Here is a 15,538-nt window from a genome sequence, read left to right on the forward strand (position 1 = left end):
AAGCCTGCAACGTTGCCGGCGCCGCCGGTGTGGCGGCGCCGGCGCCATTCTGCAAGCATCAAGCCTTGGCTTTGACGTAACGCCCAGGCGCGGGTTCGATCATGGGATAGCGTGCGTTGCCGTATTCGGCGGGTGCGGCGCGCTTGGCGCCGGCATGGCCGCCGAGCCATGCCATCCAGTCCGGCCACCAGCTGCCGTGGTGCTCGGTGGCACCGGCCAGCCATTGCTGCGGTGATGCCGCCAGCGTGTCATTAGTCCAGTGGCTGCGCTTGTTCTTGGCCGGCGGGTTGATCACGCCGGCGATATGCCCGGATGCGCCAAGCACGAAGCGCACCTTGTTCTTCAGCAGCGCCGCCGAGGCATAGGCGGCGGTCCACGGCACGATATGGTCCTCGCGCGAGCCGTAGAGATACGTCGGCGTGTCGATGCTGCCCAGGTCGACCGGCACGTTGGCCACGGTCAGCTTGTTGGGCACCTTCAGCTCGTCCTGCAGGTAGGTATGGCGCAGGTACCAGCAGTACCACGGGCCCGGCAGGTTGGTGGCATCGCCGTTCCAGAACAGCAGGTCGAACGGCACCGGCGTGTTGCCCTTCAGGTAGTTGTCGACCACGTAGTTCCACACCAGGTCGTTCGGACGCAGGAACGAGAACGTATTGGCCAGCTCCAGCCCGCGCAGCAGCGAGCACGGCGCGCCGGCAGCGCCACCCAGCGTGGCTTCGCGCAGCTGTACGTGGGCTTCGTCGACGAAAACGTCGAGGATGCCGGTATCGGCAAAATCGAGCAGCGTGGTCAGCAGCGTCAGGCTCGAGGCCGGATGCTCGCCGCGCCCGGCCAGCACCGCCAGCGCGGTCGAGACGATGGTGCCGCCCACGCAGAAGCCCAGCACGTTGATCTGGTCCTGGCCACTGATATCGCGCGCGACCTCGATGGCGCGGATGGCGCCGTGCTCGATGTAATCGTCCCAGGTAGCGGCCGCGAGGCTGGCATCGGGATTGCGCCACGACACCAGGAACACGGTATGGCCCTGCTCGACCACATGCCGCACCAGCGAGCTTTCCGGCTGCAGGTCGAGGATGTAGTACTTGTTGATGCACGGCGGCACCATCAGCAGCGGGCGCGCGTGGACCTTGCCGGTCAGCGGCTTGTATTGCAGCAGCTGGAAGAATTCGTTTTCATAGACCACCGCGCCTTCGGTCACGGCGACGTTGCGGCCGACCTCGAACGCGGTCTCGTCGGTCTGCGAGATCTTGCCGCGCGTCAGGTCTTCGAGCATGTTGCGCACGCCGGCGCGCAGCGATTCGCCGCCCGATTCGATCAGCAGCCGCTGCGCTTCGGGGTTGGTGACCAGGAAGTTGGCCGGCGACATCGCATCGACCCATTGCGAGATCGCGAAGCGGATGCGCTGGCGCGTCTTGGCGTCGGCCTCGACGGCATCGGCCAGCTCGGTCATGGCGCGTGCGTTGAGCAGGTAGAACGCGGCCGCGAAGCGGTAAGGAACATTGTTGCGCCACGCTTCGCCGGCAAAGCGCCGGTCATGCAGCGGCCCCGCGGCGTCGGGATTACCCTCGGCCATGGCCTGCCACAAAGCCACGAAGTCGTTCATGTAGCGCTTCTGGATATCGCCCAGCTGCGCCGGGGCGATCTTCAAGCCTGCGAGCGCATCCAGGCCCGGAATGCCTGCACCGGCCGCATGGCCGTTGCCGTCTGTGCCCTGCCACTGGCGGGACCATTCCAGCCATGTGGCTGGATCGAATGGCCCCGGCGTGAACTTGAACGGTTGGGACTTGCCTTCCTGTGTGGAAGCTGCCGCACCTTTGCCGGTCGCCATGATGTGAATTGTCTCTCTGCCGTCACTATACGAACCGGCTCCGGGCATTGCCCTGGCCGGCACTCTTGCATTGGGAGATGCTATCCGGATGGACCCGGCGCGTCCTCACCCGAATCGGGCAGGCTAGCCAGATAATTTCGCCGGAACCCAGTCGCCGCGCTTGCGCGGCGGGCTCCGCCCATCCCGATAGCAACTCCCTTTTTTACCGGCTACCGCGGCGCTCTGGCTGGCAACGCCATGCGGTATGCTTGCCGGCAAAAAACCTTGGAATCGTCAGCGATTCCGAGACATCTGAGGCCATTGTTGCCTTGCAACGCACGCGCTGTCAATGCGGAAATCGGCCCCCGGCGCGGCGCGCTGCCCGACCTACCGGACGGTATGCCGCGCCTGCCTCCGCCGAGGCTCCGCAGGATAGACGAGAAGGATGAAAATTTTATGTACATCGTGGCCATTGGCTGGCTCTATGTCGCGCTGATGATGGCAATCACCGAGCACACGGTGGTGGCGGGCGTCGCCACGTTCGTGTTCTATGGCCTGGCGCCGGTGGCACTGGTGCTGTACATCCTCGGCACCCCGGCGCGGCGGCGGCGCAAGCTGCAAGCCGAGCGCAGCGCGCAAGCCGAGCGCGCCACGCAGGCCGGCAGCGATGTGCCGCCGGCCGCGGAAACAACGCCGGAGAGGAAAGACTGACGCCTCAGTCGGCCAGCCAGACCAAACTGGCCATGCGGCCGGTCACGCCGTCGCGGCGATAGGAGTAGAAGCGCGCTGCGTCGGTGACGGTGCAGGCGGTGCCGCCATACACCTCGGTGCAGCCGGCGCGTGCCAGCCGCGTGCGCGCGAGGGCATAGATGTCGGCCAGGTACTTGCCCGGGGCACCGGCACGGAAAGCCGCGCCGACAACGGCCTGCTCGCCGGGATGCGCCTGCGCCAGGAAGGCGTCACGCACCTCGGCGCCGACTTCGAACGCATCCGGCCCGATGGCCGGCCCGAGCCACGCCAGCCAGCGCCGGCCATGACCACCGGCTGCGGCCTCCATGCGTGCCAGCGTGGCTTCGATGACGCCGTTGCACAGCCCGCGCCAGCCGGCATGCGCAGCGCCCACCACCAAACCTTGCGTATCGCACAGCAGGACCGGCAGGCAATCGGCCGTCATCACGGCGCAGACATCGCCCGGTGCGATCGCGACACTGGCATCGGCCTGCGGGGCGCGATCGCTTGCACCGGCCACGTGGTCGGCCGTGACCACGGCGCAGCCATGCACCTGGTCAAGCCAGCGCGGCATCGACGGCAGGTGCGCGGCGAGGCGTTCGCGATTGCGCGCGACGTCCGATGGATCGTCGCCCACATGCGTGCCCAGGTTGAGCCCGCCCGGCACGCCGCCGGCAAGCCCGTACGGTGCCTGGCTGACGCCGCCATGGCGCGTGGTCGACAGCGCGCGCACGCGCGCCGGCGCCGGCCAGTCGGGAACCAGCCATTGCGAGTCAGGCGTCGCGCTCATCATCATCGTCGTCATCGTCGTCACCATCCTCGCCATCCCCGCCGGCATATTCCCAGTGGGCTTCACCGCCCTCCCACACTTCGCCCCAGGCCTCTTCTTCGCCCTCATCCTGCGCGCCTTCGAAGTCGAGCGCATCGACCAGCGCCTGCAGGTCCGCTGGCGGCTGCGCGGTCCACGACATATGGCGGCCGGTCGCCGGATGCACCAGCCCGAGCTTGTACGCATGCAGCGCCTGGCGCTCGAATGGCACCGGCAGCGGCACACGGATCGCCGGACGCTGGCCGCGCTGCGTCGCGCGGAAGTAGACCGGATCGCCCACCAGCGGATGGCCGATCGATTCGAAGTGCACGCGGATCTGGTGCGTGCGTCCGGTTTCGAGCTTGCACATCACCATCGAGACAAAGCTGCGGCCCAGCGGCACCGTGGCCAGCGTGCGGAAATGCGTGCGCGAGGGCTTTCCACTGGCCGTGTGCACGACCGCCATGCGGGTGCGTTCGCGCGCGTCACGGCCGATTGGCGCATCGATGGTGCCCTCGTCGTAGGTGCGGCCCCACACCAGAGCAATGTACGTGCGCTTGACCGTGCGCGCCTGCAGCTGGCGCACCAGGTCAGTCTGCGCGGTCAGCGTGCGCGCGACCACCATCAGGCCGGAGGTTTCCTTGTCGAGCCGGTGCACGATGCCGGCGCGCGGCAGCGCCGCGGCAGCTGGATCGCGATGGAGCAGCCCGTTGAGCACGGTGCCGCTCCAGTTGCCTGCGGCCGGATGCACCACCAGCCCGGCGGGCTTGTTGATCACCAGCAGCGTATCGTCTTCATAGACCACGTCCAGCGGCACGTCTTCCGGCGCAAAGGCGGAAGACTCCGGCGCGGCCTGCGGCTGCACCTCGATGCGGTTGCCCATCTGCACCGCATCGCGCGGGCGACGCACCTGGCCGTCGACACGCACCGCGCCGCTCTCGATCCACTGCTGCAGGCGACTGCGCGAGAATTCGCTGAAGTGACGCGCGAGCAATTTGTCGAGGCGTTCGCCATGCGCGGCACTGTCCACCTCGAGCGACAGCGTCACCCCCGCCTCGGCGCCTGGCGCGGCATTGGCCGGCGCGGCATCGGCAAGGTCTTCGAATTCCTCTGAATCGGCCACGGCCGCGGCCGCGCGTACCTGTTCGGGTGGCAGTCCTCCCACACCTGCGCCCGGTCGGGCTTGAGGTTGGGGGCTTGGGCTATAATGCTTGACGCTATTTTTCTTCATCCGGGATACGATTGCCCATGCAATTGCAGAGCATGAAACGCGCGCCGTGGCGCGCGACAATTGGAGCGGTTCTGCTCGCAGGCGGCTGCGTCATGCTGTCGGCATGCGGCCTGCTGGCCGACCAGCCCGACGAGACCGCCGGCTGGTCGGCCAACAAATTATATTCGGAAGCCAAGGACGCACTGGATGGCGGCGACTACACCCGCGCCGTCAAGCTGTACGAAAAGCTCGAGGGCCGCTATCCGTTCGGGCGCTATGCGCAGCAGGCGCAGATCGACACCGCCTACGCCAACTACAAGGACGGCGAGACGGCCGCAGCGCTGGCCGCGGTGGACCGCTTTATCCAGCTGCACCCGAACCACCCCAACATCGATTACGCCTACTATCTCAAGGGGCTGATCAACTTCAACGACAACCTGGGCTGGCTGGGCCGCTTCTCCGGCCAGGACCTGAGCGAGCGCGACCCCAAGGCCGCACGCGCGGCCTACGACGCGTTCAATACGCTGATCACCAAGTACCCGGACAGCAAGTACGCCGCCGACGCCGCGCTGCGCATGCAGTACATCGTCAACTCGCTGGCCCAGCACGAGGTGCATGCCGCGCGCTACTACTACAAGCGCGGCGCCTACCTGGCCGCGGTGAACCGCGCGCAGCAGGCGCTGAAGGACTATGACGGCGCGCCGGCCAACGAGGAAGCGCTGTACATCATGATCCGTTCGTACGATGCGATGGGCATGAAGGACCTGCGCGACGATACCGCCCGCGTGATGGAGAAGAACTTCCCGGAAAGCGACTTCATCAAGTACGGCGAACGCCGCAAGGACAAGGCCTGGTGGGAAGTGTTCTGAACCTCGCCCACGCGCACCGGCGGCGATAAAAAAACGGGACGTGTCGCATGACCGTCCCGTTTTTGTTTTCCAGGGGTGCGCTTTTCAGCCTGCCGCGCCCGCTTCCTCGGCGGGCGCCGCCTTGCCCTCGCCGCGCAGCGATTCCAGGAAGCGCACCACCGTGGCTGCCTCGCGCGTGCGCGTGAACGGCGGCAGGCTCTGCCAGATCTGGCGGCCATAGGGTTTTTCCACCAGCCGGGTGTCGAAGATGGCCAGTACGCCGCGGTCGGACTCCGAGCGGATCAGCCGCCCCGCGCCCTGCTTCAGCGTGATCACCGCATGCGGCAACTGGTGCACGGCAAACGGGCTCAGCCCCTTCTTCTGCAGCACTTCCATGCGCGCGGCCAGCACCGGGTCGTCCGGCGGCGCGAACGGCAGCTTGTCGATGATCACCAGCGACAGCGCCTCGCCGCGCACGTCCACCCCTTCCCAGAAGCTCTGGCTGCCTACCAGCACGGCGTTGCCCAGTTCGCGGAAGCGGTCGAGCAGCTCGGTACGGCTGGCCTGGCCCTGCACCAGCAGCGGCAGGTTCAGGCCGCGCTCGGCGAAGGCATCATAAAGCAGGTCAGACGCGCGCTGCACCGCGCGCAGCGTGGTGCACAGCAGGAAAGTGCGCCCGCCGGCCGCCTCGATCAGCGGCAGCGCGGCCTGCACCACCGCATCGGTGAACTGCGGCGACTGCGGCGCGGGCATGTCGCGCGGCACATACAGCAACCCCTGCTTCGCGTAGTCGAACGGGCTCGGCAGCGTCAGCGACCGGTCCTTGTCGAGCCCAAGCTGGGCCGCATAGTGCGTAAAGTTGCCCTTGACCGACAGCGTGGCCGAGGTAAAGACCCACGCGCGCGGCTGGCCGCCGCGCTGGCGCGAGAAGATCGGCGCGATCGACAGCGGCGTGCGGTGCAGTTGCACGGTGTGGGAGAACACTTCGACCCAGCGTACTGTTTCCGCGGGCGTCGGCGCCTGGGCTGCCGCGCCGCCCTCGCCGCCCTCGCCTGCCGGCGCGGGGGGCAAGGGCGCGGCAACGGCATCGCTGCGCCATGCCGCCAGCCGCTCGGCCAGCTCCAGCGCGCGCCGATGGCACTGCTGCAGCGATTCGGCGCGCTCCGCCTGGCTTTCCAGCATCTCGACGAAGGCGGACAGCGCCTCGTCCAGCGCATCGAGCGTTTCATTGAAGGGCTCGGCGATGCGGCGGTCGGCCTCGATCTGGCCCAGCGCCAGCCGCGCGTTGTCCTTGCTGAACGCCAGCCGCAGGTCGCGCGCGGCACGCTCCAGCGGCGCGCCCAGCGCCACCCAGTCGACCGCGTCGCGCGCATGCGACAGGCCCTCCGCCACGGTGTCGCGGGCCAGTTCGAGCAGCTGGCTGGTCGACAGCGTCTCGCCGAAGAACAGCGTCGCGGTCTCGGGCAGCTGGTGCGCTTCGTCGAAGATCACGGTGTTGGCGGCGGGCAGCAGCTCGGCCATGCCAGTATCGCGCAGCACCACGTCGGCAAAGAACAGGTGATGGTTGACCACCACCACGTCGGCCTGCTGCGCTTCCTTGCGCGCGCGCATCACGAAGCAGTCCTTGTAGAACGGGCACTCCGAGCCCAGGCAGTTGTCGCGCGTCGACGTCACCATCTGCCATACGGGCGCGTTCTCGGGCACGGCGGCCAGCTCGGCCTTGTCGCCGGTCTTGGTTTCCTTGACGAAGCGGCCGATGTCGCGCAGCCACGCGGCGTCCTGGCGCGATGCCAGCCGCCCGGCAGCCTGCGCGCGTTCCAGGTGATAGTGGCAGACGTAATTGGCGCGGCCCTTGAGCAATGCCACCGAGACCGGCACGTTCAGCGCATGGCGTACCGTCGGGATATCGCGCAGGAACAACTGGTCCTGCAGGTTCTTGGTACCGGTGGACAGGATGACCTTGCCGCCCCACAGCATGGCCGGCACCAGGTAGGCGTAGGTCTTGCCGGTGCCGGTGCCGGCCTCGACGATCACTGTGTCGTTGGACGCGATCGCCTCGGCGACGGCATCGGCCATCTTGTGCTGCGAAGCGCGCGGCCGGTAGCCCGGAATGGCCTGCGCCAGCGTGCCGGTATCGGCAAAGATGGTGCCAAGTTCGGCGCTTCGGCTGGCTCCGGCGTCCATGGCGCTGGCGGCGCGCGCGGCGGCGTCATGCACGCCCGTTGCGTCGTCCGCGCTGGTGGCGTCGTCTTGCTCGGGGGAATCGGAAAGATCGGACAAGGTGGGGGAATACTTTGTGTAAGCCGCCGGTCGGTGTGCCGGCGGCATCTGGAGCGGCGGCCCGGATGCTCAGGCCGGCACGTCGGGTTCAAGCTGCAACTGCAGCAGCGTGATGGCGTCCTTCAGCTTCAGTCGGCGCTTCTTCAGGCGGCGCAGCTGCAACTCGTCATGGACGGCGTCGCTGGAAAGCCGGTCGATCAGGAAGTCCAGGTCGCGGTGCTCGATCTGCAACTCCATGATGCGCCGCTCCAGGGTATTCAGGTTGCTGTCCATGTGCGCCTCCGCTGTACGGTCACCGTGCGATCGGCTCAGAAGCCAAACGGGCGCGGCGCCGACGCCTGGCCCTGCTGTTCCTTGGCCTTGGCACGCCGCTCTTCCAGTTCCTTCTGGCGCCGCTCGAGATCGCGCTGCTTGGCCTCGTACGCCTTCACGTTCTCCTCGCGCTGGCGAGCCTGCTCGGCGCCCTTCTGCTGCGCCTCTTTCATCCTGGCGTCAAAGTCGGACTGCTTCTGCTGATACGCCTGTGCATTGGCGGCACGTTGCGGCGCTTCGCCCTGGCGTTGCGCATCGCGCAGCTGCTGTTCCTGTTGTTTCTTTTCGAACGCGGTACGGCTGGATTGCTCGCTGGCGGCGCGCTGCGGCTGGCTGGCCTCGAACTCGGCACGGCGCAGCGCCTGCTCGCGGTCCCGTTCGGCGGCGCGGTGCGCACGCTCTGCCTCGCCGACTTCCAGTTCGCGCTTGCGCAGCACCTGCAGCTCCTGGCGCTGGGCTTCCTTGGCCTTGTCGATGCAGCTGTTGACGAAGAACTTGCTGTAGCACTCGTGCTCGGCCGCGGAGAAACGGTAGTTGGTCCAGGCGCGCGAATCGCCGATGGCCTTGCGTTCGGCCCCGAAATCGCGCGTCGCCCCGGCGGCCGGCGCAGAAGCCTGCGCCAGTGCCGGCCGCGCCGGCAGCAACGCGGCGCCGGCGGCCAGCGCCAGCACTGCCAGGCTGGCAGCTTGAAAGAGTACGGGTTTCGGCACGTTGGCGACGGTTGGCATGGCCGGCGAGGATGCGGGCGGGACTATGGTCGAGGATAGGGGCGAGACTGCCGCTGAAGTGGCCTGGGCGGCGGCCGGACGGGGCTTGGCGATCATGACGGGATTCTAGCATCCGGGCCGCCTCGCGGCCTGCCCCGCACATGCCGGTAACGCCCCTTGCGCGGCGCCGGCGGCAAGCGTGGCCGAACTGCGGCGCGCTTGTGGCAAAATGCCCCGCTTTCGACCGACTGCGTTTTCAGATGTCCAACCTGCCCGCTTCCGTCTCGCAAAAAATCGTGTCGCTCATCGCGGCTGAGCTGTCCGTGCAGCCGCGCCAGGTCGCGGCCGCCGTGGACCTGCTCGACGAGGGCGCCACCGTCCCGTTCATCGCCCGCTACCGCAAGGAAGTGACCGGCAACCTGGACGACACGCAGCTGCGCAACCTGGAAGAGCGCCTGCTCTACCTGCGCGACATGGAAGACCGCCGCGCGGCCATCCTGGCGTCGATCCAGGAGCAAGGCAAGCTCACGCCTGAACTGCAGGCCGCCATCGAGGCCGCCGAAACCAAGCAGGCGCTGGAAGACCTTTACCTCCCCTACAAGCCCAAGCGCCGCACCCGCGCCCAGATCGCGCGCGAATGCGGACTGGAGCCGCTGGCGCTGGCGCTGCTGGCCGACCCCACGCTCGACCCGCAGGCCGAGGCCGCCAAGTACGTCAACGGCAACCCGACCGCCGACGGCGGCGTGCCCGATGTGAAGGCCGCGCTGGACGGCGCGCGCGACATCCTGTCCGAGCAGTTCGGCGAGACCGCCGAGTTGCTGGGCAAGCTGCGCGAACACCTGTGGAACAACGGCGTGGTCGCATCGACCGTGATGGAAGGCAAGGAAACCGCCGAGGAAGAGAAGTTCCGCGACTACTACGCCTACAGCGAAACCATCCGCACGGTGCCGTCGCACCGCGCGCTGGCGCTGTTCCGCGGCCGCAACGCGGGCGTGCTGATGGTCAAGCTGGGCCTGGGCGAAGAGCAGGACGCGATGGTGCCGCACCCGTGCGAAGGCATGATCGCGCGCCATGTCGGCATCCAGCAGCTGGGCCGTCCCGCCGACAAGTGGCTGGGCGACGTGTGCCGCTGGTGCTGGCGCGTGAAGGTGCAGCCTCACCTGGAAACCGAGTTGCTGACGCAACTGCGCGAAACCGCCGAAAGCGAAGCCATCAAGGTGTTCGGCCGCAACCTGCATGAACTGCTGCTGGCCGCGCCGGCCGGCCCCAAGGCCGTGATGGGCGTCGACCCCGGCATCCGCACCGGCTGCAAGATCGCGGTGGTCGACAGCACCGGCAAGCTGCTCGATACGGCAACCATCTACCCGCACGAGCCGCGCCGCGACTGGAACGGTTCGCTCGCCACCCTGGCGCGCCTGGCCAGGCAGCACAACGTCGCGCTGGTCTCGATCGGCAACGGCACCGCCAGCCGCGAGACCGACAAGCTGGTGCAGGACCTGATGAAGCAGATGCCCGAACTGAAGCTGACCAAGATCGTGGTCAGCGAGGCCGGCGCATCGGTCTATTCGGCGTCGGAACTGGCCGCCAAGGAATTCCCGGACCTGGACGTGTCGCTGCGCGGCGCGGTGTCGATTGCACGCCGCCTGCAGGACCCGCTGGCAGAGCTGGTCAAGATCGATCCCAAGTCGATCGGCGTGGGCCAGTACCAGCACGACGTCAACCAGCGCGAACTGGCGCGTACGCTCGATGCCGTGGTGGAAGACTGCGTGAACGCCGTGGGCGTGGACGTCAACACCGCCTCGGCGCCGCTGCTGGCGCGCGTGTCGGGCCTGAACACGGTGCTGGCGCGCAATATCGTCGAGTACCGCGATGCCAATGGCGCCTTTGCCAACCGCCATGCGCTGAAGAAGGTGCCGCGCCTGGGCGACAAGACCTTCGAGCAGGCAGCCGGCTTCCTGCGCATCAACGATGGCGACAACCCGCTGGACCGCTCCTCGGTGCACCCGGAAGCCTATCCCGTGGTGCAGCGCATCCTCGATGCCATCAAGAAGGGCCTGCGCGACGTGATGGGCAACCGCGAAGCCCTGCGCGGCCTGTCGCCGGAAAAATTCACGGACGAGTCGTTCGGCCTGCCGACCGTGCGCGACATCCTGTCCGAGCTGGAAAAACCCGGCCGCGACCCGCGCCCCGAGTTCAAGACCGCGACCTTCCAGGAAGGCGTGGAGGACGTGAAGGATCTGCAGCCCGGCATGGTGCTGGAAGGCGTGGTCACCAACGTGGCGGCGTTCGGCGCGTTCGTCGATATCGGCGTGCATCAGGACGGCCTGGTTCACATCTCGGCGCTGTCGAACAAGTTTGTCAAGGACGCGCACGAAGTGGTCAAGGCCGGCCAGATCGTCAAGGTCAAGGTGATGGAGGTCGACGTCAAGCGCAATCGCATCGGGCTGTCGATGCGGCTGGATGACGAGCCGGGCCAGGCGGCGCCGCGCAGCGGCAGTGGCGAGCGTGGCGGCCAGCGCAACGGAGGCAAGGGCTTCGGCGGCGGCCGCCGCGAGCCGGAGCCGGCGGGCGCCATGGCGGCGGCATTTGCCAAGCTCAAGCGCTGAACGGCACGCGCCACGCAAAGCCCGGGACGCCCCGCACGAAGCAGTGCGGGGCGTTTTTCATTGCGTGCCGCCGCGGGCGATCGTCACGACCAATCCCGTCGCGCCGTCGGTCCGGTTGGTGAAGGCAAGGTCGAGTCCGTGCAGCCTCGCCACGCGCAGAGCGATGGAAACGCCTAGACCATGCCCATGCTCCCGGTGCGTCCCGCCCCCACGAAAGAACCGGTCGCCCAGCCGCGCCAGCACATCGGGGGCGATGCCTGGCCCCTGGTCGCGCACGGAAATGCCGTCCTGCCCGAAATCCACCGTGACCAGCGCCCCCGGCGGGCTGTAGCGGATGGCATTGTCGAGCAGGTTGCGCAACAGCAAGGACAGCAGGTTGGCATCGCCCGCGACCGGCAGCGGGTTCCCTCCCTGCTCCGGCCATTCGAGCTCCACATCGACCTGCTTCTGCTGCGCCAGCGCCAGGCAGTCCGACAGCGCCTGCTGCGCCACCGGCAGCCAGCTGACCGGCTGGCGCGACGGCAGCGCCGAGGCATCCTCCAGCCGGCTCAGCGTCAGCAGCTGCGATACCAGCCGGCTCATGCGGTCGATGCCGGCGGCGACGTTGGCGCGGGCCTGGTTGCGCTCCGCGGCGTCCGGCGAGCGCTCGGCAAGCTCCCATTGCGCCTTCAGCGCGGCCAGCGGCGTGCGCATCTCATGCGCGGCGTCGGCAGTCAGGCGGCGCTCGTGCTCGATCGAGTCTGAAACGCGCGCCAGCAGCCGGTTCATCGCGTGGACCAGCGGCACCAGCTCGCCAGGCACCGCCGCCAGGCTGAGCGGCTGGCGGTCGTCGGGCGCGCGCCGTTCGATGTCGGCCGACAACGTCCGCACCGGCGCCATCGCGCGGCGCGTGAACCAGATCAGCAGCCCGATCAGCAGGGGCAGGCCCGCGGCCCATGGCAGCACCTGCGCGGCGATATAGGACAGGATCAGCTCGTTGCGCTCGGCCAGCTGCTGGCCGACGCAGACGCGCCAGCCGGTATCGGGATCGTCGAGGTAATAGAGCCGCCAGCGCTGGCGGTCGAGCACGGTATCCGTAAAGCCCTTCACGCCCGGCGCGCGCGGCAGCAGGTCGCCCTCCGGATCGATGTGCAGGGGCTGCCCGTCCGGCAACCACGCGGCGATGGCAAGGTCGCCCAGGCCGGCATCGCCCTGGTCGCCATCCACCAGCTGCGGCAGCCGGGTGCGCGACTGCCCGGCGGCAAGGTCGACCATCGGCACCACCGAGTGCATCTGCAGCGCCATGCGCACCATGTCGGTGTCGTACAGCTCGTTGATCTCATGCCGGGCGCGCACGTAAGTCAGGCCGATGGTCAGCAGCCAGACCACCGGCGTGGCGATCAGCACGGCGAGGATAAGCCGTCGCTGCAGCGTCATTGGCAGTCCTCGGCGGCGCCCAGCGTGTAGCCCGCGCCACGGAAGGTGCGCACGATCCTGGGATGGATCTTGCGGCGCAGGTGGTGAATGTGGACTTCCAGGGCATTGCTTTCCACGCCGCCCTGCCAGTCATAGAGCTTGTCGCGCAGGAAATCGCGCGTCAGCAGGCGGTTGGGGTGGGCCAGCAGCAGTTCGAGCAGCATGGCTTCGCGGCTGGTCAATTCCACCGGCGTGCCGGCCCAGTACGCCTGCCTGCCGGCGGGATGGAATTCCAGCGCACCGTGTTTCCACACCGGCGACGACATCCCCACGGCCCGGCGTGTCACGGCGCGCAGGCGCGCGGCCAGTTCGTCGAGCGCGACCGGCTTGACCAGGTAGTCGTCGGCGCCGGCGTCGAGCCCGCCGATGCGGCTTTCGATCGCATCCCGCGCGGTCAGCACGATCACGGGAATGCAGCAGCCGCGCGCGCGCCAGCGCGCGAGCAGCGCCATGCCGTCCTCGCCGGGCAGTCCCAGGTCCAGCACCACGGCGTCATAGCCGGCCATCTCGAGCGCATGGTCGGCTTCCGCGGCCGTGCTGAACCAGTCGACCGCATAGTCCAGCAGCTGCAGCCCGCGCCGCAGGCCGTCGCCGAGCATGGGGTCGTCTTCAACGATAAGGATTCTCATGTTGCGGGGGTGTCATGCGGGGGTTATGCGCGTGTTATGCAGGTGTTATGCGGCCGTCACGCCGTGCAGGACATCGATTGTGCACCCGCAGGCTTAATGTGCCATTAAGGTTGGCGGCTTATCCTCGCGCTCGCATTGCCAGGCCTTGTCCTGTTCAACGCCGCGCCTTGCGCCGGCGCCGACAAGGCCTTCAACTCTTCCGCCCGCGCTGCCTTGCCGTCACACCTGCCCTCCAGCCCTGCCAACCCAGTCGTGCTGACGCACGCCGAGCGTCTCGCCGCGCGGCCCCTATATGCCGTGCGGGTGGCAGGCATCCCCGCCGGTGCGCTCGTGCTGGCGGTGCTGGCGTTCGCGCTGCTGTGGTTCGGCACGCTGGGCGCACGCCACTTGCTGGGACCGGACGAGGGCCGCTATGCCGAGATCGCGCGCGAGATGCTGGTCAGCGGCGACTGGGTCACGATTCGCTACAACGGGCTGAAGTACTTCGAGAAGCCGCCCTTCCACATGTGGGTGACGACCTTGTCATACACGCTGTTCGGCATCGGCGAATGGCAGGCGCGGCTGTGCGTCGCGCTCGCTGGCTTCGCCGGCGTGGCCGCGTCGATGCTGGCGGCGGGCCGCTGGTTCGGCGTGCGCGCCGGATGGCTGGCAGGACTGGTGCTGGCATCGGCGCCGATGTGGAATGCCGCGGCTCACTTCAATACGCTCGACATGACGCTTTCCGGCGTTCTGGCCTGTGCGCTGGCGAGCATGTTGGTGGCGCAGCACCCTCGCGCCACGCCATCGGCGCAACGCAACTGGATGCTGGCGTGCTGGACGTCGATGGGTATTGCGCTGCTGACCAAGGGGCTGGTCGGGGTGGTGCTGCCGGCACTGGCGCTGGTGGCGTACACCTGCGTCACGCGCGATCTGGCGCTGTGGCGGCGCTTGCATGCGCTTGCGGGCATTGCGCTGATGCTGCTGGTGGCGGTGCCGTGGTACTGGCTGGTGGCACGACGCAATCCCGAGTTCCTGCACTTCTTCTTCGTGCACGAGCACTGGCAGCGCTACACGTCGACCGTGCATTCGCGCCAGGGTCCGCCGTGGTACTTCGTCCCGCTGGTGCTGGGCGGCTTCATGCCGTGGCTTGGGGTATTGCCGGCGATGGTCCGCATCGTCAGGCAACGCGCGGGGAGCACCGTGACCGCAGTGACAAGCTGCCCGGCACCGTTCCAGCCCGCGCTGATGTGCGCTGTGTGGGCATTGTCGATCTTCGTCTTCTTCAGCCTGTCGGGTTCCAAGCTGCCCGGCTACATCCTGCCGGTGTTCCCGGCGCTGGCAATCCTCGCCGGTGCCGCGCTGGCGCAAACCGGCGTGCCGGCGTGGCGCACGCAGCTTTGGGCGATGCTGGCGATCGGCGCGCTGGGGCTGCTGGCGAGTCCCGTGGTGGCGACCCTCGATTCCAACAACACACCGAACCTGCTCTATCGCGCCTACGCCGTCTGGGTCGCGATGGCGTTTGCCCTCGTCTGCGCCGGCACGCTCGCCGCGCTGTGGCTGCTGCGCCGGCACGGGCGCATGGCAAGCATCGCGGCTTACGCGCTGGGCATGCTGCTGGCATTCACCGTTGCCCTGCTCGGCCATGAGGCCATCGGCCGATCGGCATCGGGCATCGGCCTGGCTGCACCGATCGAGCGCGTGTTGCGGCCCGGCATGCCGTTCTATGGCGTGGGCATGCTCGACCATACGCTGCCCTTCTACCTGCGACATCCGCTCACCATGGTGGCGCAGCCCGATGAACTGGCCTTCGGCACGGAGCAGGAGCCGCAGAAGTGGTTGCCGACCATCGATGCTTTTGTCGATGCGTGGCAGCACGGCCCGCGTGCCGTGGCGCTGCTCTCGCCGCGGGCGTTTGCCGAATTGAGCGCGCGCGTGCCGATGCACGTGATCGCGCGCGACTGGCGGCGCGTGGCCGTGGCCAACTTTCCCGTCGCCGGCGCGCGCTAGCGTGCCGCCGGTGTTTCGTGCTGCGCTCGCGTGGCACGCCTTCTTTTCCATGCGATCGTCAACACAATGCAAGGCAAGAAAGTACTGATTCTCGGCGTCAACGGCTTCATCGGCCATCACCTGACGCGCCGCATCCTGGAAACCACGCCGTGGGAGGTCTA

General features: G+C 68.0%; 12 protein-coding genes. 4 read left to right on the forward strand and 8 right to left on the reverse strand.

The annotated features are described in order from the left end of the window. Positions 1-58: 58 nt before the first annotated feature. Complete coding sequence (gene phaC / locus J8I82_RS23070; RefSeq protein WP_209761191.1) at positions 59-1,828, reverse strand: class I poly(R)-hydroxyalkanoic acid synthase; 1,770 nt, start codon at positions 1,826-1,828, stop codon at positions 59-61. Positions 1,829-2,263: 435 nt separating this feature from the next. Between phaC and J8I82_RS23075 the strand changes: the two genes are divergently transcribed. Then, positions 2,264-2,518: a hypothetical protein gene (locus J8I82_RS23075; RefSeq protein ID WP_209761192.1), complete on the forward strand. Its 255-nt coding sequence runs from the start codon at positions 2,264-2,266 to the stop codon at positions 2,516-2,518. Between the two features lie 4 nt (positions 2,519-2,522). Here the strand turns inward: J8I82_RS23075 and pgeF are convergent, their stop codons facing one another. Then, entirely contained in the window at positions 2,523-3,326 is an 804-nt protein-coding gene (gene pgeF / locus J8I82_RS23080; RefSeq protein WP_209761205.1) for a peptidoglycan editing factor PgeF, read from the reverse strand. Next, positions 3,310-4,575, reverse strand: coding sequence for an RluA family pseudouridine synthase (locus J8I82_RS23085; protein ID WP_209761193.1), 1,266 nt, complete (start codon positions 4,573-4,575; stop codon positions 3,310-3,312). Before J8I82_RS23085 ends, pgeF begins: the two co-directional genes overlap by 17 nt. Before the next feature lie 17 nt (positions 4,576-4,592). Between J8I82_RS23085 and J8I82_RS23090 the strand changes: the two genes are divergently transcribed. Continuing rightward, positions 4,593-5,423 (forward strand): outer membrane protein assembly factor BamD, encoded by an 831-nt coding sequence (locus J8I82_RS23090; RefSeq protein WP_209761194.1) that lies wholly within the window; start codon positions 4,593-4,595, stop codon positions 5,421-5,423. Positions 5,424-5,507: 84 nt separating this feature from the next. Here the strand turns inward: J8I82_RS23090 and yoaA are convergent, their stop codons facing one another. Genes yoaA through J8I82_RS23105 form a run of 3 tightly spaced genes read right to left on the reverse strand, consistent with a single transcriptional unit; the run spans position 5,508 to position 8,818 of the window. Continuing rightward, positions 5,508-7,730: a DNA repair helicase YoaA gene (gene yoaA, locus J8I82_RS23095; RefSeq protein ID WP_209761195.1), complete on the reverse strand. Its 2,223-nt coding sequence runs from the start codon at positions 7,728-7,730 to the stop codon at positions 5,508-5,510. 21 nt (positions 7,731-7,751) lie between these two features. After that, on the reverse strand, positions 7,752-7,955 hold the full coding sequence (locus J8I82_RS23100) for a DUF465 domain-containing protein (RefSeq protein ID WP_209761196.1): 204 nt from the start codon (positions 7,953-7,955) through the stop codon (positions 7,752-7,754). A 35-nt stretch (positions 7,956-7,990) separates the two neighbouring features. Beyond that, a complete protein-coding gene (locus J8I82_RS23105) occupies positions 7,991-8,818 on the reverse strand; it encodes a hypothetical protein (protein ID WP_209761197.1) in 828 nt (275 codons plus the stop codon). Between the two features lie 143 nt (positions 8,819-8,961). Here J8I82_RS23105 and J8I82_RS23110 point away from each other — a divergent pair, with 143 nt between their 5' ends. After that, positions 8,962-11,307 (forward strand): Tex family protein, encoded by a 2,346-nt coding sequence (locus tag J8I82_RS23110; RefSeq protein WP_209761198.1) that lies wholly within the window; start codon positions 8,962-8,964, stop codon positions 11,305-11,307. Between the two features lie 57 nt (positions 11,308-11,364). Here the strand turns inward: J8I82_RS23110 and J8I82_RS23115 are convergent, their stop codons facing one another. Then, complete coding sequence (locus tag J8I82_RS23115; RefSeq protein ID WP_209761199.1) at positions 11,365-12,723, reverse strand: ATP-binding protein; 1,359 nt, start codon at positions 12,721-12,723, stop codon at positions 11,365-11,367. Continuing rightward, entirely contained in the window at positions 12,720-13,391 is a 672-nt protein-coding gene (locus J8I82_RS23120) for a response regulator (protein ID WP_209761200.1), read from the reverse strand. Before J8I82_RS23120 ends, J8I82_RS23115 begins: the two co-directional genes overlap by 4 nt. A 252-nt stretch (positions 13,392-13,643) precedes the next feature. Here J8I82_RS23120 and J8I82_RS23125 point away from each other — a divergent pair, with 252 nt between their 5' ends. Next, on the forward strand, positions 13,644-15,377 hold the full coding sequence (locus J8I82_RS23125; protein WP_431831574.1) for a phospholipid carrier-dependent glycosyltransferase: 1,734 nt from the start codon (positions 13,644-13,646) through the stop codon (positions 15,375-15,377). The last annotated feature ends 161 nt before the right edge of the window (positions 15,378-15,538 follow it).

Source organism: Cupriavidus consociatus (genome assembly GCF_017814975.1).
GTDB lineage: Bacteria > Pseudomonadota > Gammaproteobacteria > Burkholderiales > Burkholderiaceae > Cupriavidus > Cupriavidus consociatus.